Below are 24,863 nucleotides of genomic sequence, written 5' to 3' on the forward strand. Positions count from 1 at the left end.
ACCGGACCGTCCGGTTTCTTTTTTTATTATATATTACCAAGTACTATAGCTCACCCGTAAAATGTTACAATATATGTACAAGCAAAAGAGTCCTTACATTCCGCACAACGATAAGGCGAGAAAGGAATCTGTCCATGCGTAAAGGCGAACAAACGAAGGCCCACATCATTAAAAAATCCGCGGAGCTGTTTAATCTAAAGGGATACTCCGGATCAACGATACAGGATATTATGGAAGCGACCGGCTTGACCAAAGGAGGCATTTACCGCAACTTCTCCAATAAAGACGAAATTGCTTTTGCCGCGTTCGAATATGCGGGGAAGGTGCTGTGGGAGCATTTCTCGGCAGCGATCCAAGGCTCCGAGACCGCTACGGAGAAAATATTGGCGATGTGCGGCGTATACCGCGACGCGGTTCATCATCCTCCGATTCAAGGGGGCTGCCCCTTTTTAAATACCGCCATAGAAAGCGATCATTCGTACCCCAGCATGCGCGAACACGCGTTGACGGCTTACAACGAAATGCTTTCGTTTCTGCAAAGCATTTTGCAGCAGGGTATAGCCGACGGGGAATTCCGAGCCGATATGGATACCGAATCGGTAGCTTCCTTCGTCTTCTCCTCGATCGAAGGCGCCATTATGGCAAGCCGGTTGACCCGGGACAACAAGCATGTCGGATATGCGATGAAACATATTGAGCAAATGCTGGACACCTATAAGCACGCTTCGGAAAAATAAGGCGCATCATCAAACGGCTCGGGCGGTTATCCTCATCGTTGCATTCGGCGCTACCTTTAGTACATTTTTCGTACTAAGTACGAACAAAAATAGTACTTCATAAAATCGTTGTATCTCGCCATAATTAAAGGAGCTTAACACGTACGTTATCAAAGGAGTGAGGACAATGCAGGAGCCGCCGCAACATTCCGTGTCGACGCACGGAGTTGTCACCACGCTGCAGGCGATCGGGGGAAAGTGGAAGCCGCTGATTTTGTTCATCCTGTTGGAAGAAGGGACGAAACGGTTCGGGGAATTACGGCGCCATCTCCCCCATGTCACGCAAGGCATGCTGACCAATCAACTGCGGGAGCTGGAACGGGACGGACTAATCACGAGAGTCGTCTACAACGAAATTCCGCCCCGGGTTGAATATTCGTTATCGGAGCACGGAAAAACGCTGCAAGCCGTGCTCAAAAGCATGTGCGATTGGGGCTACATGCACAGCAGTTGGACACAAAGCGAGCAACAGTCGGCCGCAGCGCAAGCAGCTACAAAAAATAAGGGAGGGATCGTTCCCTCCTTATAGCCTTCAATCGTCTGACCACCCGCCACCGCGCCGTGCATCGCACGACGCGGTGTTACAGCCCAGTTCTTACCGGCTCTTAACCAGCAGCTGCACGGCCTCTTGGATCACTTGATCGGGCGAATTGCCTTTTTCCAGCTCCTCCCGGATACAGTGCTCCAGATTCGCCCCGATGACTGTGCCGATCGTCCGGTCCACGGCCGTCCTTATCGCAGACAGCTGCGTTACGATGTCCCTGCAATCTTTTCCTTCTTCCAGCATGCCGAGCACTCCGCGGATCTGGCCTTCGATCCGCTTCAGCCGGTTTTTGACCGCATTATCGTATTCCACACCGAATCACCTCTTCTAAATAAACAAATTCAAGCCCGAATCCTCGGCATCGCCCAAATAGGCCGCCACGCCGGCATAATCGATACCGTCGATTAATTCTTCCTTGCGGATGCCCATAATATCCATACTCATCGTACATGCGACCAGCTTGACGCCGGACCGGATCGCATTGCCCATCAAAGCTTCCAGCGAATCGACATTTTTGCGCTGCATGACGCGGCGAATCATCTTGGCGCCAAGACCTCCCATGTTCATTTTGGACAAAGGAAGGGCGGCCGCGCCTTTGGGCATCATCATCCCGAACATCGCCTCCCAGCCGTCCTTCTTGACGGCCGGGGCTTCGGCCTTGCGCAGCACGTTCAAGCCCCAGAAGGTGAAAAACATCGTGACCGGCTTCCCCATCGCCGCTGCCCCCGAAGCAATGATGAAGGCAGCGATCGTTTTGTCCAGGTCGCCGCTGAACACGACCATGGTCGCCCCGTTTTTGGACGAAGCCGGGGCGGATTGCTGAGGTCCGGCATCGGCCCCTTTCACGAGCACCGCCCGCACGCCTTCGGGTGAAGACTCGACCGTCTCCAGCGGATTGCCTGTTTTTTCGCACCATTTGGCAACATCCGCGGCGAATCCGAAATCGGTGGCCTTCACTTCGAGCCGTTCTCCCGGGGCCATTTGCCGGACCGCTTCGTATACTTTCATAATAGGGCCTGGACACTGCAACCCGCAAGCGTCGACCTGAACTTGAACAGGAGAATCCGGGGCCGGAGAATCGGTCGACACCGCCGAAGGAGCGCTGCCCGTCTCGGGAACCGGAAGCGGCGGCTCGTCAGCCATCGCGGCGTACGTCCTGTACCCCCCGTCCAAATTGCGCACCCGGTACCCGTGCTGCTGAAGAAGCCGGGCCGCGACATAGCCCCGCAAGCCAACCTGGCACGAGACGACAACCGGATGCTGGAGCGGCAGCTCGTGCAGCCGGTTGCGCAGATCGTTCAGCGGAATGCAGACCGAGCCCGGAATGTAGCCCGTCATCCGTTCGGCTTCATCCCGGACGTCAACGAGCAGTCCGCCGCCCTCGACATACGCATCCACCTCGTGCCATTGCATCGTCTCGACCAAGCCTTCCATCATGTTGGACGCGACGTATCCGGCCATATTCACCGGGTCCTTGGCCGACGAATACGGAGGCGCGTACGCCAGCTCCAGATCGGCCAGCTCCGCTGCCGTCAACCCTCCGCGCATCGCCGCGGAAATCACGTCGATCCGCTTATCCACCCCATCCTGCCCGACGGCTTGCGCGCCATAAATCGCGCCGCTTGCTTTATCGAACAGCAGCTTAAGCGACAGCGGCGCAGCTCCGGGATAATACCCGGCGTGGGAGGCCGGATGGATATGGATGGCCTCGTACGCAACCCCCAGCTTGTTCAGCGTCTTCTCATTCACCCCGGTGACGGCCGCGGTCATGTCGAACGCTTGGACAATCGCCGTTCCGTAAGCCCCGGAATAGGAGGCTTTCCGTCCGTGAATCGCGTCCGCGACCAGCCGCCCTTGGCGGTTGGCCCCCCAAGCGAGCGGCACCACCGTTTCGAAGCCGAGCGTCCGGTCTTTGACTTCGATCGCATCGCCGACCGCGTAGATGGACGGATCGCTCGTTTGCAGCCGCTCGTTTACACGGATCGCTCCTCTCACGCCAAGCTCAAGCCCCGCCTCGCGGGCCAATCCGCTCTCCGGCGTCACGCCGATGGCCAGCAGCAGCATGTCCGTCCGGAGAACTTGCCCCGAGGACAGGCGCAGCGTTTTCCCGCGATCTTCGATAGCGACGACGGACGCACCGAGCACAAGATCAACTCCTTGGAGATGCATGTGCCGTTCCACCGGCTTCGCCATCTCGGGATCAAGCGGCCCCAGCACCTGCCCGTTCCGCTCCACCAGCGTCACTTCAAGACCCCGATGGCGCAGGTTCTCGGCCATTTCGACGCCGATAAACCCTCCGCCGATAATGGCGGCATGACGCGGCTTATGCTCGTCAATCCATGCGTGAATCCGGTCCGTATCGGGAATATTGCGCAGCGTGAACACAGCTTCCGCCTCGGTTAAACCGGGAATTTCCGGCACGATGGGCTTCGCCCCCGGCGATAGCACGAGAACATCGTACGGATAGTCCCCTTCTTCTCCGGTATCCAATTGCTTGACCCGTACTTTTTTGCCCGCCCGGTCGATCGCCGTCACTTCCGTGCGCACTTTAACGTCGATGCCGAACCGGTCCTTCATCCCCTGCGGCGATTGAAGCAGCAGTTTGTCGCGGGATGCAATCGTCCCTCCGATATAATAAGGCAGCCCGCAATTGGCAAACGAAATATGCTCCCCGCGTTCGAACATCGTGATCGAATCGTGCTCGTTCAAACGTCTTAACCGGGCAGCCGCCGTAGCGCCGCCCGCCACTCCGCCAACAATGACAATATTTCTAGACACGGTAATCAGTCCTTTTCTTTAAATAATAAATACCCTATGGGGTATATAATATACCCAGCGGGGTATTACAGTCAACCGGACAACGAGAAAAAGAGCCGTGCGCCGGCACGACTCCCGAACAACTTTATTCGATTCAACTCACACAACTTCTTGCATGCCCGTATTCGCTTTCACCAGAATCTCATCGTACTTCTCGTCGTTGCGCTTGGAGGACAGCAAGGTTCCGGCAATGGCGCCCACGAATCCGATCGGGATCGAGATGATGCCCGGATTCGTGAGCGATATGAGCGGCTCTCCGACGAGAATGGCCTTCCCTGCGACCGGGTCCCATACGTTGGGACTGACCATCACCAGGATCAAAGAGCTGATCAAGCCTACAAGCATTCCCGTCACGGCGCCTGCGGTATTGAATCTGCGCCAGAACACGGTGAACACGAGGACCGGAAGGTTGGCGCTTGCGGCGACGGCGAAAGCCAGCGAGACCAGAAAAGCGACGTTCAGCTTCTGGGCAAACAGCGCCAAGATAATCGAAATGATCGCAACTCCGACAGAGGCCAACTTGGCGGATCTTACCTGCTCCTTCTCCGTCGCCTTCCCTTTACGCAAAATATGGCTGTAGAAGTCGTGCGCGAAAGCGGAGGCAGCCGAGAGCACAAGTCCGGCAACGACTGCCAGAATCGTGGCGAACGCTACAGCCGAGACGAAAGCGAACAGGAAGTCTCCACCAAGCGCCTTGGCCAGCAGCGGGGCCGCCATGTTGCCGGCCGCGTTCGCCTGCACAATGACATCCTTCCCGACAAATGCAGCCGCGCCGAAACCGAGAAAAATTGTCATGACATAGAACAGCCCGATAACCCAAGTAGCGACAACCACGGACTTCCTTGCGGTCGGGGCGTCTTTTACCGTAAAAAAGCGGATCAAAATATGCGGTAGGCCCGCAGTACCGAGCACAAGCGCCAGATTGAGCGAGATCGTATCCAGCCCGTTCGTAAACTTGTTGCCCGGATTCAAGAAGGCTTCTTTCAGCGGCGTAGCCTTCGCCATCTCGTCGAACATATGAAGGAGATTGAAGTCGAATTTGGCGAACACAATCAGCGAAATGATGAACGTACCCGCCATTAACAGCACGCACTTGATGATCTGCACCCAGCTCGTGGCCGTCATGCCGCCGAAGACGACATAGACGGTCATCAACGCTCCGACGATCAGGACCGAGGTCGAATACTCCAGACCAAGCAGCAGCTTGATCAAGGCTCCTGCGCCCACCAATTGGGCGATCATATAGAAGATCGAGATCGTGATCGAGTTCAGCGCCGCCACGCCTCGTACTTTCTTGTTGTCGAAACGGGCCGCGATCATATCCGCCATCGTATACTTGCCCAGATTGCGCAGCGGCTCCGCCACCAGATATAACACGACAAGGTACGCGACAAGAAAGCCGATGCTGTAAAAGAAGCCGTCAAAGCCGAACAGCGCCACCATCCCGGCGATCCCGAGGAAGGAAGCCGCAGACATATAGTCGCCCGCTATGGCCAGACCGTTCTGCCAGCCGGTCAACCCGCCTCCGGCGGTGTAAAACTCACTGGCGGTCTTCGTTTTTTTGGCCGCATAATACGTAATGACCAGCGTTCCCGCCACGATGATCAGAAACAAGAGAAAGGCCGTATTCATCATCGGCTACCCCACCTTCCGCAGGCTCGTTTTGGATTCGTCTTTGATTTGTCTGGCCAAGGCGTCGAACTCCACCGCCTTGCGGGTATACAGCGAACACAGCACCCAGGTCATAATAAATTGCGCGAAAGCGAAAATCCATGCCCACGTGACCGAACCGACCGCTTTGGTGTTCAGCACTTGAGAATACGAGGTCAGGACCGGAAGAACGAAGTAGAACACGAGGAAAAAGATCGACATCGGCAGGATAAAACGTTTCTTTTGGACCATCAGCCTGCGAAACGTATCGGAGCGTACGATTTCGCTGTAAGCATTCCTTCGGGATTGTTCTTTCATGGGCTTTCCCTCCTGCAAAGATTGATCGTCGCTCTTGGTCTAACGTCTGCCGGAAGTACCGGCCGCTGCGCTATCGGAACCGAGACGCTTTATTCATCGGTCCCAGGTCCCAGTAATTTACTTGTAAGCGCTTTATTATTGTAGCATAGGAAGGTGCTGATCACTTGAACTTCGGCGCGAAATGTCAAAAAACGTCCCTCAAACGGTTAAAAGCCGTCCTGAACGGCGGTCTTTCCCGTCCTGTTATTCTCCCTGCAGCCGCTTGATCAATTCCTTGGCCGCTACTCTGGACAAAGGTACTTTACTCCGCCCGGCATCCTTTAAGACGACGTTATAAGCGCCGTTAAACCACGGCTCGATTTCATCGATGCGGTCCACATTGACCAAATAGCTGCGGTGCGTCCGGAAAAAGGCATACCCCGTCAGCTTCTCCTCCAGCTCCTGAAGCGTTTGCCGGGTCGCATGCACCTGCCCGTCGGCCATATGAATTTGCGTCAGCTTCTCTTCCTTGACCGCGTAGCTGATCTTCGCCGGCTCGACCACCACCATACGGCTGCCGTCATCGATCAGCAGCTTCGGCTTGAATGCGCTCCTGGACCGGGCCGCTCCTTCCACAGCCGCCGAAGCCGCCACAGAAACGGGCGGTACCAGCGTCCCTTCGGAAGGATTCCGCATTTTGCGTATTCTTTGCATCGTTTGACGCAGGCGTTCCTCGTCGTAAGGCTTTAACAAATAATCGGCCGCTTCCAGACGGAACGCTTCCACGGCATACTGTTCGTAAGCCGTAGCAAAAACAATATACGGCCGCGGCTCGACATCCATCAGCTTGTGTGCGGTCTGTACCCCGTCCAGGCCAGGCATATGAATGTCGAGAAAGACGACGTCCGGCTTGTGTACCGCTGCCAGTTCCAGCAATTGAACGCCGCTCGTAGCGAAAGGCAGCAGCTCGACATCCCGTTCCCGGGACAATAAATAAGTCAGCTCTTCCCGCGCCAGCCGCTCATCCTCTGCGATCATCACTTTCATCTATCGTTTCACGCCTTTCCTCCGCTTGATAAGGTATCGTACATTCGATGCGCGCCCCTCCCTCGGGCGGGTTGGAAAATTTCAGCCTCGCCTCCGGACCGAACAAATGGATCAGCCGCCGGTTCACGTTATAGACTCCAATGCCCGTGCTTCCGCTCCCGCCGCCCGTGACCGGAGAAGCCCCCAGTTTCTCCAATACCTCCGCCGGAAAACCGTTGCCGTTGTCTTTGATCACTATGTGAACCCCGTCCGCTACGCGGCGGAGCTCGACATGAATGTCGCCCCTGTCCGTCCGCCCTTTAAAGCCGTGATGAATGCTGTTTTCCACCAGCGGCTGAAGCGTGGAAGGCGGGATGGACACGGATTCCACGCCGGGATCGCACTGACAATCGACGGAAAGCTGGTCCTCGAACCGGATATTCACGATGCCGAGGTACGTATGGAGATGCTCCAATTCCTTATACAGCGGGACAAGCGGCGCTTGGGTCATCGTCAGGTTCATGCGCATGTAATGCCCGAGCTGCACGGTAACCCGTCTGGCCGCTTCAGGCTTGATCCGAATCAGCGTGACGATCGCATTGAGCGTATTGAACAAAAAGTGCGGGTTAATTTGCGCCTGAAGCGCTTTCAACTCTGCATCCTTCATCAAGCTTCTCAGCTGCTCCGCCATCGCGATATCGAGCTGAATCGAGATCAGCTTGCTCAGCCCTTGGGCAAAAGCCTCTTCCACCGGACGGATCTGCCTGACGCTGGGATAATACAATTTGATTAATCCCGCGACTTGTCCCCCGCTTCGGATCGGTACAATAATCGCCGCGCCGATCGCCGGATGGTGCGGCTGAATCTGTTCCTTCGTTCGGGCAATCTGAATCTCCCCGGTTTGGACCGCCTTCCTCGACAATTCTGAAGCGATCGGCGTTCCTTGGATGCCCGGCATCATTCCTGTGCCTGCATGCGCCAAGATTTGCTTCGTATCCGTAATGGCGACCGCACTGGCGCGAAGCTCGCGGCGCAGTACATTGGCCGCCGCTTCGGCGGTCTCGAAGGTCAGCCCCTGCTTAAGAAAAGGAAGCGCCATCTCCGCGATATGCAGCGCCCGCTGCGTCTCGGAGGCGGCGGCCCTCTCCTCCTCCTTCATGGCTGCTTGAATCATCGCGACCAGAATGCCGACCCCTACGCTGTTGGCCGCCACCATCGGGATCCCGATGAGGTCCACCGTGTGGATTGCGGCAGGCGAAGACTCGTTCACGATCAGCACGACGCCCATTTGCAAGATGGGAGCGAACACGCTAATAAACAGCGCCTTCACCGGCGCGATGACTCTTTCTTCGGCAAAGAAGCGGGCGACCAGTCCGGCCAAGAGACCCAGGATTGGCGTAGACACTGCATCGGCGACGCCGGTAATTCCGCCCAGGCTGTACGCGTGAATGCCGGAGATGAGACCGGCCCCCGTGCCTACGGCGACCCCGCCGAGCAGACCGGCCACCATCACCCCGATCAGCGCCGAATCCGCCATCGCCTCCTCCGGCTGAAGAGAAGCTACGAGAAAAGAAGAGTCCACCTTCTCCCCGGTAATCGTCACCCCGGCGTACGTGCCTCCGATGCTGACCAGACCGAAAACCAGCGAAAACGTCAATCCGGTTCTCCAATCCGGCCTCCGGTCAAGCAGATAACGGAACTGAGGGATTCGGGTAAGGATGAACGTAATCAACAATAGCAGGCCCATCCGCTCCATGAGCAGCAAGGTTAAGTGCTGCATCCGCATCCCCCGTTCCTTGGCTAGTTATCCCCATTATACCCGGAATTGAGCGCGGAAGAGTAAACTTTTTGGATGGACTTTGATCGTGCTTACGGAAATAAAAAAAGCACCGTAAAGGTGCGGAGATTGTTGAGAAAGTGGACTTTTACGAAAATAGAGATGCAAACGGAGGTGGGGTATCCACTGGAGAAGCGATAGCGGCCGCCTTTGTCTTCGGGAAATGTCCGCTACTAAGCGGCTTCCAATCAAATTTCCCGAGGACCCGGGGTCCCCGTAAAGTATTCGGACTAAGCTTCCCTGATTCAACTTCACTTTGCGGGGTGGAGCAGCGGTCGGAAGTGGATACCCCACCCACTCGTACACCTCTACTACTTCAATTGGCACTTTCGCGACAAGCACAGCACCTTGCAGGTGCGTTGAACCGAGTTACTTGACAATCAGCACCGGAACCTTGGAGTGCTGAACCACATGATGGCTGACGCTGCCAAGAACAAACTCGCGCAGGCCGCCCAGTCCTCTGCTTCCCATAATGATCAGGTCGCATCCGCTTTCTTCGGCGTATTCCAGAACCGCAAGAGCCGGCTGCCCCTGCTTCAGGATCACCTTGACGTCTGGCAGCTGCGAGGTTAAGCGTTTGGCTTCATCGATAATCGCTTGGGCGGCGAGCAAGTAATCTTTATCCTCGTTGAACGGTGCTGCATACAGCGGCCCTCCGAACACGGGAACGGGAATATGGCAGACATGAATCACTTCCAGCCTCGCGGCATGATCTTGAGCAAATTTCATTGCTTTTTCCAGCGCTTTTACCGATAATGCCGAGCCGTCGAATGCGGCCAATATGTTTTGATACGGCATGAACAACATCCCTTTCACTCAGATCTACTTTAATTTATGTTACCGTTCTTCCTCCCCGATAGGAATGACATGGATCACAGTATTGCGGCGATTCGGGGAAATACAAATGTAAACACTACGATCTCATGAAAATGGAAATAAGGTGCGCCAAATGTGACCATACAAAAACCGGCGTCCGATACGAACGCCGGTCATTTCACGATTCATGCATTCTATCTGCTTTTGAAATAAATTTGCTTCAGATACGCTACTGTTTTGTTCATCCTCATCTGATTTGACCCTTTTACAAGAATAGTTGTGCCAGGTTGTATAACGCGAGCCAATGCCTTGTGAAGCTGTGCCCTGGAGACGAAGCTGTGCAAGTTCTGGGCGGGAAAGCCCGCTTGTTTGGCTCCAGCGATAATCTGTGAGGCATGCTTTCCAATTGCATATATATGAGTGATGTTTTTTCGCGCTGCGTAGCTTCCTATTTCTTTATGGCCTTTGACTGCATATGCGCCTAATTCCGACATGGAACCCAGTACGGCAATTTTTTTGTTTTTGCCGGTAGCGGACAATACATCAAGGGCAGCTTTTACCGCATCCGGATTTGCGCTGTAAGAATCGTCGATTATTCTTATGCCTCTTCTCAAGTTGTAGACGTACAGCCGTCTTTTTGGCTTTTCATAGGTTTTGAGGCCGTTCTGGATCTGCTTCGGTGTAAATCCCAAACGATGTGCAATGCCAATTGCAAACAACGCGTTATAAATATTATGCCTTCCTAAAATAGGGATATAAAAACGGTGTTCTTTCCCGTCAAGCTTCACCCGGAATGTCATTCCGCGCTTGGCGTTATGGATTTGAGACGCCCGGTAAACGGCTTTGTTGCGGATTCCGATTCGCACGATGCGGCCCTTGAATCCCTTCGTTCGCAGCAGTTTGGAATGCTGGTCGTCGGCGTTTAGCCATAAGGTCCCTGTCGATTTCATGTAACGGATTAATTCCGACTTCGCCTTGGCCACACCTTGAATTCGGCCGCCAAAATTGCCGATATGGGCCCTTCCAATATGGGTAATAACCCCTATATTGGGACGAATATAGTGGCAATGGCGTTTGATGTTTCCGTAATACTGCATGCCATATTCCAAAACAACGGCCCGGTGAGCTGAACGGAGCAATTTTGCATGCCTTTTGGTGGCCGACACGGCATTTCGATTTTGAGGCGATTTGAAAATTTTCCAACGTTTCTTCAATACCGCGGCAATCATTTCTTTTGTTGTCGTTTTACCGGAGCTGCCGGTGACCGCAATGATCGGTTTGTACAGAATTGATTTTTTCCTCATCTACCCCGTCCACCGCCAATCGTAAAATGTCTCCCTTGAAAGACTTATCCCTTGATGAACACTTTTTACGATTATTTTAAAGGATAGCAATTTTGTCCCAACAGGGGTACATGCCCGATTACTCAATTGAAGGCGGGAAACCAAACGAAAAACCGGCACCTGGTCGTTGCAGATGCCGGGCATTTTCAGAGCTTATGCCCTGTCAATCAAAATCGTAGCGTTCCTCCTTGAAGGGATCACCATACATGTGATACCCGTTCCGCTCCCAGAAGCCCGGCTTGTCCTTCTCCATAAATTCGATGCCGCGCAGCCATTTGGCGCTTTTCCAGAAATACAGGTGCGGGACGACCGCGCGCACCGGATAGCCGTGCTCCGGCGAAAGCAGCACGCCATTATGCCGGATACCGAGAAACGTCGTGTCGCGCAGGAAATCCGCCAAAGGCAGGTTCGTGCTCCACCCGTGCTCGGCGTGCAGCATCACGTACTGCGCTTCCGGCTTCAGTTTAATCCGCTCCATCAGCGTGGCTACGGCTATGCCTTCCCAGACGTTGTCCAGCTTGGACCAGGTCGTCACGCAGTGGATATCGTTGCGGAACTCCCGGCGCGGTAGCGCCAAAAACTCTTTATAGCTCAGCGTCAGCTCCTCGTCCACCAACCCGAACAGGCGCAAGCTCCATTTGCCCATGTCGTTGTAGTAAGGAATTTCGCCATAATGCAGCACGGGAAAGCCTTCCGTCACCTTCTGGCCGGGGGGCACACGCTCCGGCGCAGGTCCTCCCGCTTCCGGCTGCGGCGTTTTGTTATCCGTCGTCATAAACTACGCCTCCTTTTCACGCTGCGTCTTTTCCTTCTAGTATACCCGTAAAAAAGGGGCCGCACATTGCGGTCGCTCAACCGGCTTCACCTTAGAACGTACCTGCCGACTGCTAACGGTGAATGGGCAGCGTGACCTGAATCGTCGTGCCGATGTCCACCTCGCTGGCGATATGAATCCGGCCTTTATGATGCTCGATAATTTTGTGGCTGACGAGCAAGCCGAGTCCCGTCCCCGCTTCTTTGGTCGAATAGAACGGCTCGCCGATCTGCCGCAGCTGCTCCTGCGAAATGCCGCAGCCCTGATCGTCGATGCGGACCAAGGCAAGTCCCTGCTCCACAGCCTCCATACTTACGTCAATCGTCCCCCCTCGCGGCATCGCTTCGAATGCATTTTTCAAAAAGTTGACGAACACCTGCTTGATCTGATTCGGGTCGCAGCGGATCGGCAGCGGCTCACCGGTTGGGAAGAAGCGGATCTCGATGTTAAGAAGCAGCGCCTGCGCGCTGGTCAGCATGATCACCTCTTGAACGAGCACGGCAAGGTCGGCGATTTTCATTTGAACGGCTTGCGGCTTGGCCAGCATCAGCAGCTCGCTGATAATCACCTCGATCCGCTCCAGCTCCTCCTTCATAATTGGCAAATATTGCGAATAGCTGTGCTCCGATCGGCCCATCAGCTGAACGAAGCCCTTGAGCGCCGTCAGCGGATTGCGGATTTCGTGAGCGACCCCTGCGGCAAGCTGTCCGGCAATCGTCAGCTTCTCGGACTTGAGCAGGAGCTCGTCCTTCCGCTTCTGCTCCGTAATGTCCTTGGCGATAAGGTAGCAGCCGACCTGCTTGCGGTTAACGTAGATCGGGGCCGGCGTCGCGAGCAGATAGGCCGGCTGCCCCGACTTGCGGACGATCTGCATTTCCATGCCGGACAAGGCGCCTTCGTGCATGATTCTATGAAGCTGCGTCTGCGTTCCTTCTTCTTCGGATGCCAGCAAATCGGCAAAAGGCATGCCGATCAGCTCCAGCACGGAATAGCCGGTAATGGTTTCGGCCGCAGGATTGGCCGACGTGATGATCCCGCTCCTGTTAAGCGAGACGATCGCATCTAAATTGTATTTTTTAAGCGAAGTATACCGGTCTACGCTTTCTTCAAGCATTTGCAGCATCAGCTTCTGGCCCGTAATATCCTGGATCGTCCCGCTGATCCGAAGCGGTCTTCCTTTCGAGGTCAGTGTCGTAGCGCTTTGAATCCGAATGAACTTGACCGTCCCGTCGCCCAGGACGATCCTGCATTCCACTTGAATTTCGCGTCCGGCCAACGCTCCCCGCATCGACTGCCGCGCCGCCTCCCGGTCATTCGGGTGAATGCGGGCCATCAGCTCCTCGTACGTCACCTCTGCATGCAGATCGGCTTGCAGAATGCGGCGCAGCTCGCCCGACCACAGCATCTTGCCGGTTAGCGCGTCCCATTCAAAGCTGCCCAAACGGGCGATGCGCTGCGATTGCGCCAGATTCTGCTCGCTATGGCGAAGCGCAGCCTGCGCCCGCTCCCGTTCCGTGACGTCCCGGCCGATATAGATTTCTTTCACTTGGGGTCCTTCCGGGTCGATGACCCGCTTCACGGAAACTTCAAACCAGATATAATACCCCTGCTTGTGGCGAATCCGGCAGATGAACGAATCCGAGTCCCGAAAGGTTTGTTCTCCCAAAGCCTCAAGATCGTCCGGATGGATGAATTCGGAGGCGTGCTTTCCGATCAGTTCCTCCGGTTCGAAGCCAAGCTGATGCTTGAGCGAGGCCGGGGAAACGAACTGCAGCACGCCGTCAATCCCATAAGAGATGACACCGCGGGTATGCTCCGAGACCATCTCGTACAGCTCCGCCGCTTGGAGCATTTGAGGCTCCTCAGCTTCCGGCCATTCCGATGCGTAGGCGCAGAAGCCGTCGTGCGATCCGTCCCGATTGCGGATGAGGATGACGTCGAGCTTTACCCGGACTGTGCCGCCGTCTTTGCGCAGGTAGCGTTTGACCACCGCGGATGCGGCGCCGGGCTCAAGCAGCCGGGCGGCTGCCTCCTCAACGCCGGGGTCATTCGGATAAGTAAACTGCTTCTCCTTCCGGCTCGCCAACTCGTCTTCGGTGTAGCCCAGCAGGCGGCAGAACGCCGGGTTGACCCTGATAAAATATCCTTCCGTCGAAATAAGCGCGATACCGCCGGGGGCATAGGTGAAGCAGTACTTGATCAGGGAATCCTGCTCCATGAAAAGCAGACACCTCCTTCGACATGTCGACCTGATGCGGTCCCGCTTCATTTCATTCCGGGAAAAGCTTTTCCACCAGACGGTGCGCCGGCAAGGTCCGGTCGGCGCGGATCGTACAGCTCGAAGGGTCCGCGATGCATGCCAAGAAATGATCCACCGCATCGGCGAATCCCCGGCGGTGCAAGATCGAATCCCAGCTTCCGAACGTCTGCTCTTGGGGGGAAACGCCCACTTTTCTCCATACAGCGGTTTCCATGTTCAGCACTTCGGCGGACCGGCCGCTTCCGTGCAGCTCCAGCTGTTCCAGATCGGCTCCCGCTTGGCGCGCCATGCTGAATTGCCCAACCGCCGCGTCCTGCGAAGAAGCAGCGGATGCGCCATGGCCGAAAGTCAAGGTACCCGCTCCGAACAAAAGCCGTCCTTCGTGATCGGTGCGCTGCCGGTACGACGCCACGTCGAAGTTGTCTCCGCCAAGCCACAGCATTAAATCGAGCATGTGAATCAAATCGTCGTACAGCGTGTGCTTGGCACCGTGGCTTTGCAGCTTCGTCCGGTGCTTCGCCGCCGTCATCAGATCGAAGCCGCCCCCTTCCTCCATCCATCGCTTGGCCTGCACATACAGCGGCGCGAAGCGGCGGTTGAACCCGACGGCCAGCAGCAGCCCGCGCTCGGCGGCATAGGCCGCCATCCGTTCCGAAGCTTCGATGTCGTAAGCCAGAGGCTTGTCGACGTAAACGTGAATTCCCTCCTTTAGGCATGTCGTTACGATGGTATCGTGCGTTTCCGTCGGACTGTGAACGAATACCGCCTCCGGCTTGGCCTGACGCAGCATTTCCGTGAGGGAAGCATATCGTCCGGCGATCCGATACTGCGCGCCGATTCGGTCTACAGTTGACATCGAACGGCTGAACAATCCCACAATATCGACGTTCTCGCTCGCCGATAACAGCGGCAAATATACTTTTTGGGCGATATCTCCCAGCCCGATGATGCCAATTTTGCGTTTCATTCGGATGTCCCCCCGATTTAGGTTTGGTTCATGTTACAATTGATCTCCGGCGGTACAGCAATGAACCGGAGTGCCGACGCAATCCTTACAAAAAATTGACAATCCGCGAACAGGCTGATCGCTTTCAAAGGCTGTAAAGGTTATGGTAGAATAGGAGTGTCGGCCGTTTTTTGAAAATGCCTGATCATCTGGGGGATTTACATTCATGTTTAAATCAAACAAGTGGTTGCTCGTATTATCCGTTATTGTATTTATCGGTCTGCTTGGGCTCTCGGTTTACCATGAATCCATCGTCTACTTGTATGCGGCCAGCGCGCTGCCGGTCGCGATCGTCATATTTTTGCCAGACTTGGGACGGATTCAATACATTCGCTTGAAGCCGAAAGCCGGGGTCCGGTTCGTAAAACAAACCATCGGCGGCGATCCGGTGCTGACCATCACGTTCAAACCCGGGTTTATTCGTTGGAATCATAGCCGCAAGCTGTATTTTCACTTAAACAGTATGGGAAGTAGTGAATCTAGCGGAACGCCGGAAGCCAAAGCGGCGGGCGGCTCCGACAGCACCGAAGCGGCGCTGGCCGTACTTCCCTTTGACCTGTCCCTCCATCCCCGCAAGCAGGGGTGGATCGGCATCGACCTCCCGCAATTGGCCGAGCGGACCCGCAGCCTGTCTTATACGACCGACGAAGTGTCGCGGCTGCTCATTCGAATGGCCGATCTGGAGGAAGCGGCGATGAAGGTGATGGTTACGCCCGGCGCGGTAACGGCGAACGAGGGCAAACAGCTTCAGGCTTAATTGCCGGAGCGATCGCAGTCTCTGCTTTATTGGATCGCAAAAAAGCGGATTTCCAAGCGTACGCAACAGCGCCGCTGCGGAATCCGCTTTTTTGAATCTCGCCAGGCTCTATCCGTTCAATACGGAACGGCACAGATAGCCGCTTAACGTGCGCACCATCGCCCCCGTGCCGCCCAGCGGCTCCGTCCCCCGTTCGCTCCACAGCCATGCCGTTCCGCCCGTATCCAAATGCACCCAAGGCGTCTCCCCGGCGAAAAAGCCGATGAACAGCCCGCCCGTAATGCTGCCGGCCCAACGGTCGCGCGAGGTGGAGTTCCGGATATCGGCCACTTGGCTCTTCAGCATGTCGTGATATTCCGGATAGTTCGGCAGAGGCCACACCTTTTCCCCCGCCCGCTTGGCGGCGGACAGCAGCTCCTGCAGCATCGGCTCGTCGTTCGCTACGGCCCCGGTCGCCACGTCGCCGAAGCAAACCAGCACCGCGCCGGTCAGCGTCGCGACATCGATCAGGCGCGTCGCTCCGAGCGCTTTCGCATACAGCACACCGTCCGCCAACACGATCCGTCCTTCGGCGTCCGTGTTGAGCACTTCGATCGTCTGGCCGTTCATTGCCGTAATGACGTCGCCAGGCTTAAAGGCCGAGCCGGAAGGCATGTTCTCTGCCGTCGGAATGACAATCACTGCATTCACCGGCGGCTTGAGCCTGCCGAGCGCATGGATTAGACCGAGCATCACGGCGGCTCCGCCCATGTCGCTGATCATCTCTTCCATCCCTTCCGGCTTTTTGAGCGAGATGCCGCCGGTATCGAAGGTGATCCCTTTGCCGACAAGGCCGATCACGTCGGCGTTCTCCTCCGCCGTCCCCCGGTAGCGGACGGCAATCATGCGCGGCGGGTTCGCGCTGCCCTTGCCGACGGCCTCCAGGCCGCCCATGCCCTGCTCGCGAATGCCGTGCTCGTCGAGCACCGTGCATTCCAGCCCGTACCGGGCGGCCAAGGCCTGCGCTTCCCGCGCGAGCGTCTCCGGCACCAAATAGTTGCCGGGCAAGTTCGTGAGGTCGCGGGCAACATTTGTCGCCAGCGCCAGCGCCTCCGCGGCGAGGATCGCACGCTCGAGTCCCGCGAGCGTGTCCGGGCCCTCCGCCCTGCCGTGCAGCAGGGCGACTTCCCGCAGCGCGGGCGGCTGCGTCCCGCCGGCGGAGGCATAGCTCGGCATGCGGTACGCGCCGAGCCAGAGCCCTTCCGCGAGCGCCTGCGCCAGCTCGCGGGAGGCCGCGCGCCCGGCGCGCGGCAGCGGCGCCGCGAGGCGCACGAGCCCATGCTCGTGCGCGGCGCGGGCCGCGTAGACGCCTGCGCTGCGCCAGGCGTCGGTGTCTTCGGCGCGGGCGGCGTCGCCCAGGCCGCAGAGCAGCAGGGCCTGATAGCCCGGCATCAGGCCGAGCACGGGCAGCGCCTCGGTGTCCCCGAGGCGGCCCTTGAACCGCCCGCGCGCGGCGAGCGAGCGGACCGCGTGGACGAGCGGCTCCGGCACCTCCGTGCCGGCCGCCTCCGTCCACGCGTCCGCCGCCAGCGCCTCCGGCGTGACGAACACCGCGAGCGCGACGGCCTCCGCCGCGTCTTCCTCCGCTCCCGCCGGCGCTTCAGCCCCGCCAAAGCGCTCCTCGTCCACCAATACGATGCGCAGCTTCAGCTCCTGCGTAATAAAACGATCCAACGTCTCCACTCTCGTCACTCCTTATCGGTTTGAGCGGGCGCTGATCCCCGCAAAATTCCACTTTGACCTTAGCCGAAAAATTCAGCCGAAATACCCGGCAGCCTCCATCACCACCTGCCGCATCGGCAGATGGTACGGACACTGCTGCTGGCAGAGCGGCTTGTCCTTACAGGGCTCGTAGTCGGCACAGGACAATATTTTGTCCTTTTGCTTCTGGTAAAACCCGTCGCCCTTCGGCAGCAAGCCGAACGTCCGGCGCACCTGGCTTGAAATCATGATGTCGGGAATCGTCACGCCGATCGGACAGGAGCAGTAATTGCACCGGCGGCAGTTATGCGCTCCGAGCTCCGCTGCCAGCGTCTCCAGCTCGCGCCGTTCGTCGTCTTCGACTTCTTCCCGCATCGCAGCGATATTTTCCTTCACCTCGTCCACGCTGATCATGCCCGAAATCGTCACATGGACATCCTGACTGTAGGGATAGCGAATCGCTTGGGACACCGGCTGGATAAATCCGCCCGAGAGCGGTTTCATCGCCGTTTTCCCCATCTGCTGCCGGGTCGCCTCCGGAATCAGCTCGTCCAAAGCAAACGGCTGCGCCAAGTTCAAGTGAAACAGCACCTGATCGAACTGCCCCTTGCTGATCCATTTGGCAAGCAGCTCCGGCCGGTGCCCGGTAAGACCGATAAACCGGACATGCCCCTTGCGCTTCATCTCAAGCGCCGCCTGATATGCGCCGTTCTCTTCCATTGCCGCTTTAAACTCTTGAACTGTGTTGACATAATGAATCTGCAGCAGATCGATGACGTCCGTTTTCATACGGCTCAGGCTGCGCTCCATTTCTTCCATGGCCGACTTGTAGTCCCGTTTCCCCGTCTTCGTCGCCAAAAAATATTCCGAACGGCGGTGTGAAATGCATTCGCCGATAATTTCTTCGCTGTTGCGGTAGGCTGCGGCCGTATCGATGTAGTTGATCCCTTCGTCGAGCGCATAATTCAGCGCCGCCCGGGCTTGTTCGAGCGGTACGCCGGGCAGGTTCATCGCCCCGAAGCCGAGCGAAGACACGCGGTATCCCGTGCTTCCGAACGTCGTGTAGCGCATGTCCAAGTCTCTCCCTCATGGAAAAATTACATTTTCTCCCCTGGATCAATTATAGAGCAACCGGCGCCAAAATAACAGTCTGCGGAACACTCCTCGCCTCTCGGATTCCCGGGCTTGACGGCCTCTCTTCTCTGTCCTGAAACAGCAAAAAACGGGCCGCCCCGAAAGGCAAGACCCGCTTTTTGTATCCAATGACTCGCATTGCGCACTTATGGTTTCGGCACGTCGTTTTTGTCGGTCGGCAAGCTTTTGAAGTTTTTGAACACCTTCACCGTTTTGCCTGCCAGCGTGCTGCCTTCCGGCACCATATCCGCCGTAATGACCATGTCCACCGGCTCGCCCATTTCTTCCAGATCGGTGAAGCCGTCGCCGTCCGTATCCTTACCGTTAACCGGATCGGTGCTCGTCCGGATGATCATGCCGTTCTCCAGCATCATGCCGGTCGTCTTCTCGTAGAAGTCGTCCAGACCGTCCTGATCTTTATCTTCGTGATAGCTGTTCTCCAGCGCCGACTTGAAGTACGCCTCAAGATCGTCGGCTGTCTGCACCTGGAAGTACATTCCGCCGGTATATTCGGAGATTTGCTTCAGCAGGCCGATGTCGGCTTGGCTGCTCAGTCCCATGGTAATGATCGTGATGCCTTTCTCGAACGCCTCTTTCAGCATGTTCAGATCGTCCTGGGTCGTCGCAAAGTTGTTTTGTCCGTCGGTCAGCAGCAGGGCGATTTTACGCTGGCCGTTGTCTCCGTACGTATCGTACAGCTTCACCGCTTCCCGTACCCCTGCGAAAATATTCGTTCCGCCGTCGCTGTCGATGTGGTACACCGCACCAGCCACGGTCGAGCTGTGTGCCGAGAACGTCGCGAAGGTGCGCACGTTGGTGTCAAAATCGATGATGGCCGCCCGGTCGCTCAAGGAATATACCTGATTCGTTACGGTCGGATATTCGAAATGGTACCCTTTCCCTTCCTCGTATACCGACTTGGCTACCGTAACCGTCTCCGTCTTAAGCGGGCTCGCCGCATCGTACTTCAGGCCGTAAACCAAGCTTGTTACCGCCGATTTGCGCAAATCCTTCGGATCCGTTCCCCCCATGCTGCCGGAGCTGTCGATGATGAAGGCAAAATCGATATACGGCTTGTAGGTGCCGTCGACGACGGTCGATAGATGCGCCCGGAACGTTTGCTCCCAGGACGCTTTATCGATCAGCACGTATTTGCTGTTGTGCGTCGTCGTAAAGCTCAGCGTTCCTTGATCCGCATTGTACGCGGTAGGCAAAAATTCGAAGCGCTTCGTCGTTTCGTTGTAATATGCCGCCGCCAAATTTTGTTTATTGGACAGCTCGGCCACGTTGAACGTCAGCGTACCGGAAGTGAACGTCTTCCCGTTGGTCGAAAATTCGATCACGGGACCCGTCAAGCCGGGAACGGACAGCTGGCTGAACACCGTGTTCGGTTTCACCAGATCGACCAAAATGTCGCTGATGCTTCCGCTGAAGGAGCTCAAGTCCAGACCGGTCAGGGTAATCTTGTTATTCAATTCGTCGGACCCTTCAACCGGCTTTCCTTTGCCGATCGAATTCTTGATCTCCTCTTCCCCAAGTGTGACCTTCTTATCGTCCGGACCCGGATTAGGGTTTGGATTAGGATTCGGGCTTGGCGTGGAATCCGAGTCGGAACCCGAGCTCGAATCGGAGCTCGAGCTTCCTCCGCTGGTCGTGCCGGATGTACCCGTGGCCGGTGTCGTTGACGGCGCAGGAGTCGGTGTCTCTTTCTTCGGATCTTTCGCGCCGGTTTCCGTTGTTTTCAGGTACCGGGTCAGCATCGCCATCCCTTCGGCGCGTGTTGCCGCTTTTCCCGGATTAAAATAATGCTTGCCGTTCATCGTATCGCCTTCAACGATTTTATTCGAAGCAGCGATGTTCACGTAATTGTTCGCCCAGTGGCCTGCCGTATCTTCGAATGCGACCGTATTACCTTCCTGCATCCTTAGATTGTAGCTGCGGACCATCAAGGCGGCGATTTCCGCTCGGCTTACTTCGTTATCGGGCTTAAACGTCCCGTCCTCATACCCGTCGGACCATCCGTTCGCTTTGGCCGCTTCGATATACTTCAGCGCCCAATGGGAGGCAGCGACGTCCTTAAACGAGCTCTGGGCCGGTTCGGCCAGCTTCACCTGGCGGGCGGAGACAAGCAGCTTGATGTACTCCGCTCTTGTAATGCTTTGGTCCGGCAGGATGACCTGCTGGCCGTTTTGCTCGGTCCCATCGACAATCCTCTTCTGAACGAGGTACTCCACTTCGCTTTTCGACCAATGCCCCTCCAGATCGCTGAAAGCCGGAACTGAATTGTCCGCCGCCGCGATACCGGAAAGAGAAGAACCGAACATGAGACTTGCGATGGATACTGCTGTGATTGCTTTCCTTAGCATCTGTACACCTTCCTTGGCTACTGTGATTACACTCTTGTGTGCGCCCCCCCTTATTGCCAAGCGCCACTCTTACATTTTATCGGTGGGCCATTTGGTTTTTTTTATGTGAAATAAACCCCAAAAAACCGTTTCCCGGGGCGGCATGAACGCTTCGGTAACGGTTTTTTGGATAGAGAGCAATATACTGGCATCTAATGATTTTAATCCTTCTTCCGGTCGTCTCCCGGGTGATCCTCTTTCTTTCGGGAATCGTCCGGCTTGTTGTCGTCTTTCTTCTTCGAATCTCCGGCCGGCTTTTTATTGTTGTCGTCCGTTTTCTTGCTGTCGGATTCCTTCTTTTTATCCTGTTCCTTCTGTTGGTCTTGCTCATTCTTTTTAGATTCGTCAACGCGCCGGTCTGCATCGTCGCGCCGGCGCTCGTCGTTCGTTTTCGTAGGTTCTTCCTTCTTCCGATCCTCTTCCCGATCTTTGGAGTTCGAACCGGAACGATCGCTCTTTTGACGATCTTCCTCTTTCTTCCGGTCATCGTCTTTTTTCCGGTCATCTTCTTTCTTGTCGTCGTTCTTGTCGCCGGGACGTGACGTGCCGGGAGTTGTCGTTCCCGGCTTCGTGCCCGCAGGAGGCGTACTGCCCGGCCTTGTATTGGCCGGCGTCGTCTTTCCTTGGTCTGCGGATTTGTCGTCTCTATCGCTGCCCCGCTTATTGCCGTTCTTGTCGTCGTTTTTATCGTCGTCCTTGGTTTTGTCTTTTCCGCCGTTCCCGGTCGTGCTTCCGGGCTTTTTCGGATCGTTCTTCGAATCGTTTCTCGAGTCGTTCTTGGAGCTGTTATTCTTGGGGTCGTTTTTCGAGTCGTTTTTCGAGTCGTTCTTTCCGTTTTTTCCATTCTTGCCGTTGTCTTGCTTGCGGTCTTTCTGCTGCTCCTCCAGCTTCTTGTCCAGCTCTCCGTTCTTCTCTTCCTCCACCATCTTCTTGATGTCCGCTTTCGTCGGAAGTTTATCCGGTTGAATGAGCTTGGCCACTTCCGGCTTCTGCTTGGAGATCTGCAGGACCGATTCTCTCTTCAATTCGTCGAGCGTTACACTCTCTCCGTTGCTTTTGGCATTCAAATATACGGTGTACTTGCCCATGGATACACCGTTCTGGGAGGCGACCTCCCGCACCTCCTGCGGCGCGGCGAACGCGGCGACCTGATAAGCTTCCGCTTTGGTCGGGTGCGCCTCTTGGATGTGCTTGGTCACCTGCTTGCGCAGCTTCTCGGCAATGCCCGCATCGCTCACCTGGCTCTTAGGCTCGACGACAGTGCTGGCAATGACGATCTCCGCCTCTTGCTTGGCAAGCGGGCCCTGCTCGGCCTTGTCCAACAGCTTCGAGGTGACGGCCTCCAGCGTTTTCCCCTTATAGTCGACCGCCTGCGCCAGCACCGCTCCATCGTCGTTAAGTCCCCGCAGCTCGAGCACGTTCTCTTTGGCGTCGATGCCCATCTCGATACTCGGGTTAATGTCCATCGAGATGTAAGCTACCACCTCGGGACTGCCCAGCTTCCCGTTGAAGCTGGCAAACAAAACCAGACCAAAGACAACGGCTGCCGCGATCGCCGAACGGCCGGCGACGGAAGGGCTCCTCCAATTGATGCCGCTATCCGCGTAGACGATCTCTTCGCCGACTTCGCAAGTCCGCTTCTTGCGGGGCACCCGCTCGAACTTGCCGTCCGGACGCATCACGACGATGCTTTTTTCCGTGATTTCCATCACGACCCCTTTATTCACGGGCATCTTCCCCTTTTTCATGATCCTCTCTGATATGTAGGTAATCTCTGAGATACGGATAAGGTCCTTGATATATCAGAGCAACAGCAATAATAAATTTGCGGTTTCGTTCCAGCGTCTTGCGCGAAACCTTCACTTGAGCCAGCAGCTCCTTAATGGGAAGCATCCGCTTGGATATCATGAGCCGCATCAGCTCGCCGTCATTCGAGAGCGTCTTGGCAATACCAAAGAGCGCCTGACGCGAGTCGTCGTGCTTAGGGGAAGCATCGACCAGATCTCCGAAGCGGATACCGAATTCGGACAGGCAGCGGTTCAGATCGATAATCTCGCTGCGCCGTTCCTCCATTCCCTTCTGCTTCTCGTACTGTTCGACAGCCTGATGGATTTCGACCGGATTGACGATGTTGTCCTCCTCGTCCTCCACCTCGAACGTACTGTACGGGATTTGCTGCGAGAAGCGCTGTTCCTTGCGGACATAATCGATGAGCCGCCGGCGGATGACCTGTTCGGAAAATCCGAGAAACGACCTTCCGGCCTGCGGCGAAAACTGATTGATCGCTTCATTGAAGGCGCCGAGTGCGATGCTGAACTCATCGTCCCGGGCCGGGTCCACATATCTTTTGCAAAATCTGCTCGTTACCTTCGCAACATAAGGTTGATAATCGGTGATGAATTGATTGCGGAGGCGTAGATCACCTTCTTGAATCAGAATAACGATTTGTTCCGGCGTTTGCGCATCCGCGGAATCCGAGTGGTGTGCCTGGCGTTTTCCGAGAAATTTCTTAAATAAAACCAGCAGCAATCGTTCCACCTCTCTGCTTAAAAATTTCGCTATCGCTTATACGATTACGGGGGTCATTTCGAAGGCTGGACGCCTATATTTTCTAAGGAATTATTATGCGGGTCAGGGCAGGCTTTCCAACCGGGCCAGCCGCAAAAAACGTCCCTATCCAAGCCGCAGCCACGGCAGGCTTGCCCGGGCGCCGGACCGCATCGCCATGCAGCCGCAGCGCCGCGCTCACATGGGCATACGGCGCCGCTGCCGGCGCTGCCTGTGCCTGCAAAGAAGCTTGGCGAAGAAGGGACGTTTTTGCAAATGGTTGGTACTGTTAAGACAGGCCTCGCATGGTCTTTTTATTCTTCAGCTTGTGACGGCGCTGGCTGAGCACGTTCAGCCTTTTTTTGAGCTGCTGCTCCCATTCGGCGTCGCCGATCTCTTTGGCCACCATCAACAGGTCGAGCGCCATGTCGATCTGGCTTTGAACGACCCCAAGCGGCTCTTCGTTCTCGTGATTCACGCAGTTCTCGAACATCTCCTGAACGTCCCGATGCTCGACGTACTCTTGGAAGTCCACTTCCGGCGCACCGTCTCCATGCGCATACTCGGCAAGGATCTCATACTCGTTTTCCACCAGATGGTGCACTTCCACACGGTGGCATACCGGGCAGAACAATAACGGCACGTTATGAATTTGCGTCCGGATATGTCTTAGCGTCCCTTTGGTCCCCAACATGCTGGCGCCGCAGCAAAAACTCATCGTCCTCGTCCCCCTCTGTTTCCACTTTGAATCTATGACGGCTATGACTGCAAACTGATTGGAAACCGTTTCGCACAGGAAAAAAGCGTTAGTCGAATCGGCTAAAGAGGTCTCCCGGGACGATTCCAACTATATTGACGTTATTTTCCTGCAAAAGGTTTCTCGATGTTTGCGTGTCCCAAGCCGCATGGTCTCCTTGCTTTATAGTGACGTTAGCGAATTGTCAATTGTTCATGCGCAGCTGTAGGCTGCAAAAAGCTTCTCCATTCTTATCAACCAAAAAAGACCCATGCCGCTATCTCTAAACTATTCGACCAAGAGCGCCAAAAATCCTCTTTTTTCGCTCCGCGGATGCTTAGTTAAATGTTTCCTTCTT

The 24,863-nt window shown here is 56.0% G+C and carries 20 protein-coding genes; 3 read left to right on the forward strand and 17 right to left on the reverse strand.

The window, feature by feature from the left end:
- The first annotated feature begins 134 nt into the window (after positions 1-134).
- Positions 135-737, forward strand: a complete 603-nt coding sequence (locus QJ48_RS06020) for a TetR/AcrR family transcriptional regulator (RefSeq protein ID WP_054972739.1) — start codon at positions 135-137, stop codon at positions 735-737.
- A 166-nt stretch (positions 738-903) separates the two neighbouring features.
- A complete protein-coding gene (locus tag QJ48_RS06025) occupies positions 904-1,305 on the forward strand; it encodes a helix-turn-helix domain-containing protein (protein WP_054972740.1) in 402 nt (133 codons plus the stop codon).
- 66 nt (positions 1,306-1,371) lie between these two features.
- Here QJ48_RS06025 and QJ48_RS06030 read toward each other — a convergent pair whose 3' ends face one another.
- The 11 genes from QJ48_RS06030 to QJ48_RS06080 all read right to left on the reverse strand — a co-directional run bounded on the left by QJ48_RS06030 (position 1,372) and on the right by QJ48_RS06080 (position 15,147).
- Positions 1,372-1,632 carry a metal-sensitive transcriptional regulator gene (locus QJ48_RS06030; RefSeq protein ID WP_010493553.1) on the reverse strand — a complete coding sequence of 87 codons (261 nt, stop codon included), beginning with the start codon at positions 1,630-1,632 and terminating at the stop codon, positions 1,372-1,374.
- A gap of 15 nt (positions 1,633-1,647) precedes the next feature.
- On the reverse strand, positions 1,648-4,098 hold the full coding sequence (locus tag QJ48_RS06035; protein ID WP_054972741.1) for a CoA-disulfide reductase: 2,451 nt from the start codon (positions 4,096-4,098) through the stop codon (positions 1,648-1,650).
- 138 nt (positions 4,099-4,236) lie between these two features.
- Positions 4,237-5,772 carry a cation acetate symporter gene (locus QJ48_RS06040; protein ID WP_054972742.1) on the reverse strand — a complete coding sequence of 512 codons (1,536 nt, stop codon included), beginning with the start codon at positions 5,770-5,772 and terminating at the stop codon, positions 4,237-4,239.
- Positions 5,773-5,775: 3 nt separating this feature from the next.
- Positions 5,776-6,105, reverse strand: a complete 330-nt coding sequence (locus QJ48_RS06045; RefSeq protein ID WP_054972743.1) for a DUF485 domain-containing protein — start codon at positions 6,103-6,105, stop codon at positions 5,776-5,778.
- 243 nt (positions 6,106-6,348) lie between these two features.
- Complete coding sequence (locus QJ48_RS06050) at positions 6,349-7,131, reverse strand: LytTR family DNA-binding domain-containing protein (protein WP_054972744.1); 783 nt, start codon at positions 7,129-7,131, stop codon at positions 6,349-6,351.
- Positions 7,106-8,890 (reverse strand): LytS/YhcK type 5TM receptor domain-containing protein, encoded by a 1,785-nt coding sequence (locus QJ48_RS06055; protein ID WP_054972745.1) that lies wholly within the window; start codon positions 8,888-8,890, stop codon positions 7,106-7,108. The genes QJ48_RS06050 and QJ48_RS06055 overlap by 26 nt, the downstream gene beginning before the upstream one ends.
- Before the next feature lie 426 nt (positions 8,891-9,316).
- Complete coding sequence (locus QJ48_RS06060) at positions 9,317-9,745, reverse strand: universal stress protein (protein WP_054972782.1); 429 nt, start codon at positions 9,743-9,745, stop codon at positions 9,317-9,319.
- 212 nt (positions 9,746-9,957) lie between these two features.
- Positions 9,958-11,067 carry a UDP-N-acetylmuramoyl-tripeptide--D-alanyl-D-alanine ligase gene (gene murF, locus QJ48_RS06065; RefSeq protein ID WP_054972746.1) on the reverse strand — a complete coding sequence of 370 codons (1,110 nt, stop codon included), beginning with the start codon at positions 11,065-11,067 and terminating at the stop codon, positions 9,958-9,960.
- Between the two features lie 202 nt (positions 11,068-11,269).
- Positions 11,270-11,881: a sulfite oxidase-like oxidoreductase gene (locus QJ48_RS06070; protein ID WP_054972747.1), complete on the reverse strand. Its 612-nt coding sequence runs from the start codon at positions 11,879-11,881 to the stop codon at positions 11,270-11,272.
- Positions 11,882-11,993: 112 nt separating this feature from the next.
- Positions 11,994-14,138 carry a PAS domain-containing sensor histidine kinase gene (locus QJ48_RS06075; RefSeq protein WP_054972748.1) on the reverse strand — a complete coding sequence of 715 codons (2,145 nt, stop codon included), beginning with the start codon at positions 14,136-14,138 and terminating at the stop codon, positions 11,994-11,996.
- Between the two features lie 52 nt (positions 14,139-14,190).
- Positions 14,191-15,147: a Gfo/Idh/MocA family protein gene (locus tag QJ48_RS06080; RefSeq protein ID WP_054972749.1), complete on the reverse strand. Its 957-nt coding sequence runs from the start codon at positions 15,145-15,147 to the stop codon at positions 14,191-14,193.
- A 205-nt stretch (positions 15,148-15,352) separates the two neighbouring features.
- On the opposite strand from QJ48_RS06080, the gene QJ48_RS06085 reads away from it, so the two are divergent.
- Positions 15,353-15,943 (forward strand): hypothetical protein, encoded by a 591-nt coding sequence (locus QJ48_RS06085; protein WP_054972750.1) that lies wholly within the window; start codon positions 15,353-15,355, stop codon positions 15,941-15,943.
- A 108-nt stretch (positions 15,944-16,051) separates the two neighbouring features.
- On the opposite strand, the gene QJ48_RS06090 is transcribed toward QJ48_RS06085, so the two are convergent.
- From QJ48_RS06090 to QJ48_RS06115, 6 genes are all read right to left on the reverse strand, one after another.
- Positions 16,052-17,674: a leucyl aminopeptidase gene (locus QJ48_RS06090; protein ID WP_082420370.1), complete on the reverse strand. Its 1,623-nt coding sequence runs from the start codon at positions 17,672-17,674 to the stop codon at positions 16,052-16,054.
- A gap of 63 nt (positions 17,675-17,737) precedes the next feature.
- Positions 17,738-18,754, reverse strand: coding sequence for an aldo/keto reductase (locus QJ48_RS06095; protein WP_054972751.1), 1,017 nt, complete (start codon positions 18,752-18,754; stop codon positions 17,738-17,740).
- Positions 18,755-18,963: 209 nt separating this feature from the next.
- Positions 18,964-21,183, reverse strand: a complete 2,220-nt coding sequence (locus QJ48_RS06100; RefSeq protein ID WP_054972752.1) for an S-layer homology domain-containing protein — start codon at positions 21,181-21,183, stop codon at positions 18,964-18,966.
- Positions 21,184-21,383: 200 nt separating this feature from the next.
- Entirely contained in the window at positions 21,384-22,949 is a 1,566-nt protein-coding gene (locus QJ48_RS06105) for an anti-sigma factor domain-containing protein (protein WP_054972753.1), read from the reverse strand.
- Complete coding sequence (gene sigI, locus QJ48_RS06110) at positions 22,942-23,751, reverse strand: RNA polymerase sigma factor SigI (protein WP_054972754.1); 810 nt, start codon at positions 23,749-23,751, stop codon at positions 22,942-22,944. The genes QJ48_RS06105 and sigI overlap by 8 nt, the downstream gene beginning before the upstream one ends.
- Positions 23,752-24,058: 307 nt before the next feature.
- The gene (locus tag QJ48_RS06115; RefSeq protein WP_054972755.1) at positions 24,059-24,487 is read right to left on the reverse strand and encodes a hypothetical protein; all 429 of its coding nucleotides are present in this window, start codon (positions 24,485-24,487) and stop codon (positions 24,059-24,061) included.
- Positions 24,488-24,863 lie beyond the last annotated feature (376 nt).

It is taken from the genome of Paenibacillus sp. A3, from assembly GCF_001399685.1.
GTDB lineage: Bacteria > Bacillota > Bacilli > Paenibacillales > NBRC-103111 > Paenibacillus_G.

What these genes read in the sequence shown, in the direction of transcription:
- QJ48_RS06075 (WP_054972748.1), bottom strand. Translation starts at nt 14,138, where the DNA reads ATGGAGCAGGATTCCCTGATCAAGTACTGCTTCACCTATGCCCCCGGC.
- QJ48_RS06095 (WP_054972751.1), bottom strand. Translation starts at nt 18,754, where the DNA reads ATGCGCTACACGACGTTCGGAAGCACGGGATACCGCGTGTCTTCGCTC.
- QJ48_RS06040 (WP_054972742.1), bottom strand. Translation starts at nt 5,772, where the DNA reads ATGATGAATACGGCCTTTCTCTTGTTTCTGATCATCGTGGCGGGAACG.
- QJ48_RS06020 (WP_054972739.1), top strand. Translation starts at nt 135, where the DNA reads ATGCGTAAAGGCGAACAAACGAAGGCCCACATCATTAAAAAATCCGCG.
- QJ48_RS06055 (WP_054972745.1), bottom strand. Translation starts at nt 8,890, where the DNA reads ATGCAGCACTTAACCTTGCTGCTCATGGAGCGGATGGGCCTGCTATTG.
- QJ48_RS06115 (WP_054972755.1), bottom strand. Translation starts at nt 24,487, where the DNA reads ATGAGTTTTTGCTGCGGCGCCAGCATGTTGGGGACCAAAGGGACGCTA.
- QJ48_RS06085 (WP_054972750.1), top strand. Translation starts at nt 15,353, where the DNA reads ATGTTTAAATCAAACAAGTGGTTGCTCGTATTATCCGTTATTGTATTT.
- QJ48_RS06100 (WP_054972752.1), bottom strand. Translation starts at nt 21,183, where the DNA reads ATGCTAAGGAAAGCAATCACAGCAGTATCCATCGCAAGTCTCATGTTC.
- QJ48_RS06070 (WP_054972747.1), bottom strand. Translation starts at nt 11,881, where the DNA reads ATGACGACGGATAACAAAACGCCGCAGCCGGAAGCGGGAGGACCTGCG.
- murF (WP_054972746.1), bottom strand. Translation starts at nt 11,067, where the DNA reads ATGAGGAAAAAATCAATTCTGTACAAACCGATCATTGCGGTCACCGGC.
- QJ48_RS06060 (WP_054972782.1), bottom strand. Translation starts at nt 9,745, where the DNA reads ATGCCGTATCAAAACATATTGGCCGCATTCGACGGCTCGGCATTATCG.
- QJ48_RS06045 (WP_054972743.1), bottom strand. Translation starts at nt 6,105, where the DNA reads ATGAAAGAACAATCCCGAAGGAATGCTTACAGCGAAATCGTACGCTCC.
- QJ48_RS06025 (WP_054972740.1), top strand. Translation starts at nt 904, where the DNA reads ATGCAGGAGCCGCCGCAACATTCCGTGTCGACGCACGGAGTTGTCACC.
- QJ48_RS06080 (WP_054972749.1), bottom strand. Translation starts at nt 15,147, where the DNA reads ATGAAACGCAAAATTGGCATCATCGGGCTGGGAGATATCGCCCAAAAA.
- QJ48_RS06050 (WP_054972744.1), bottom strand. Translation starts at nt 7,131, where the DNA reads ATGAAAGTGATGATCGCAGAGGATGAGCGGCTGGCGCGGGAAGAGCTG.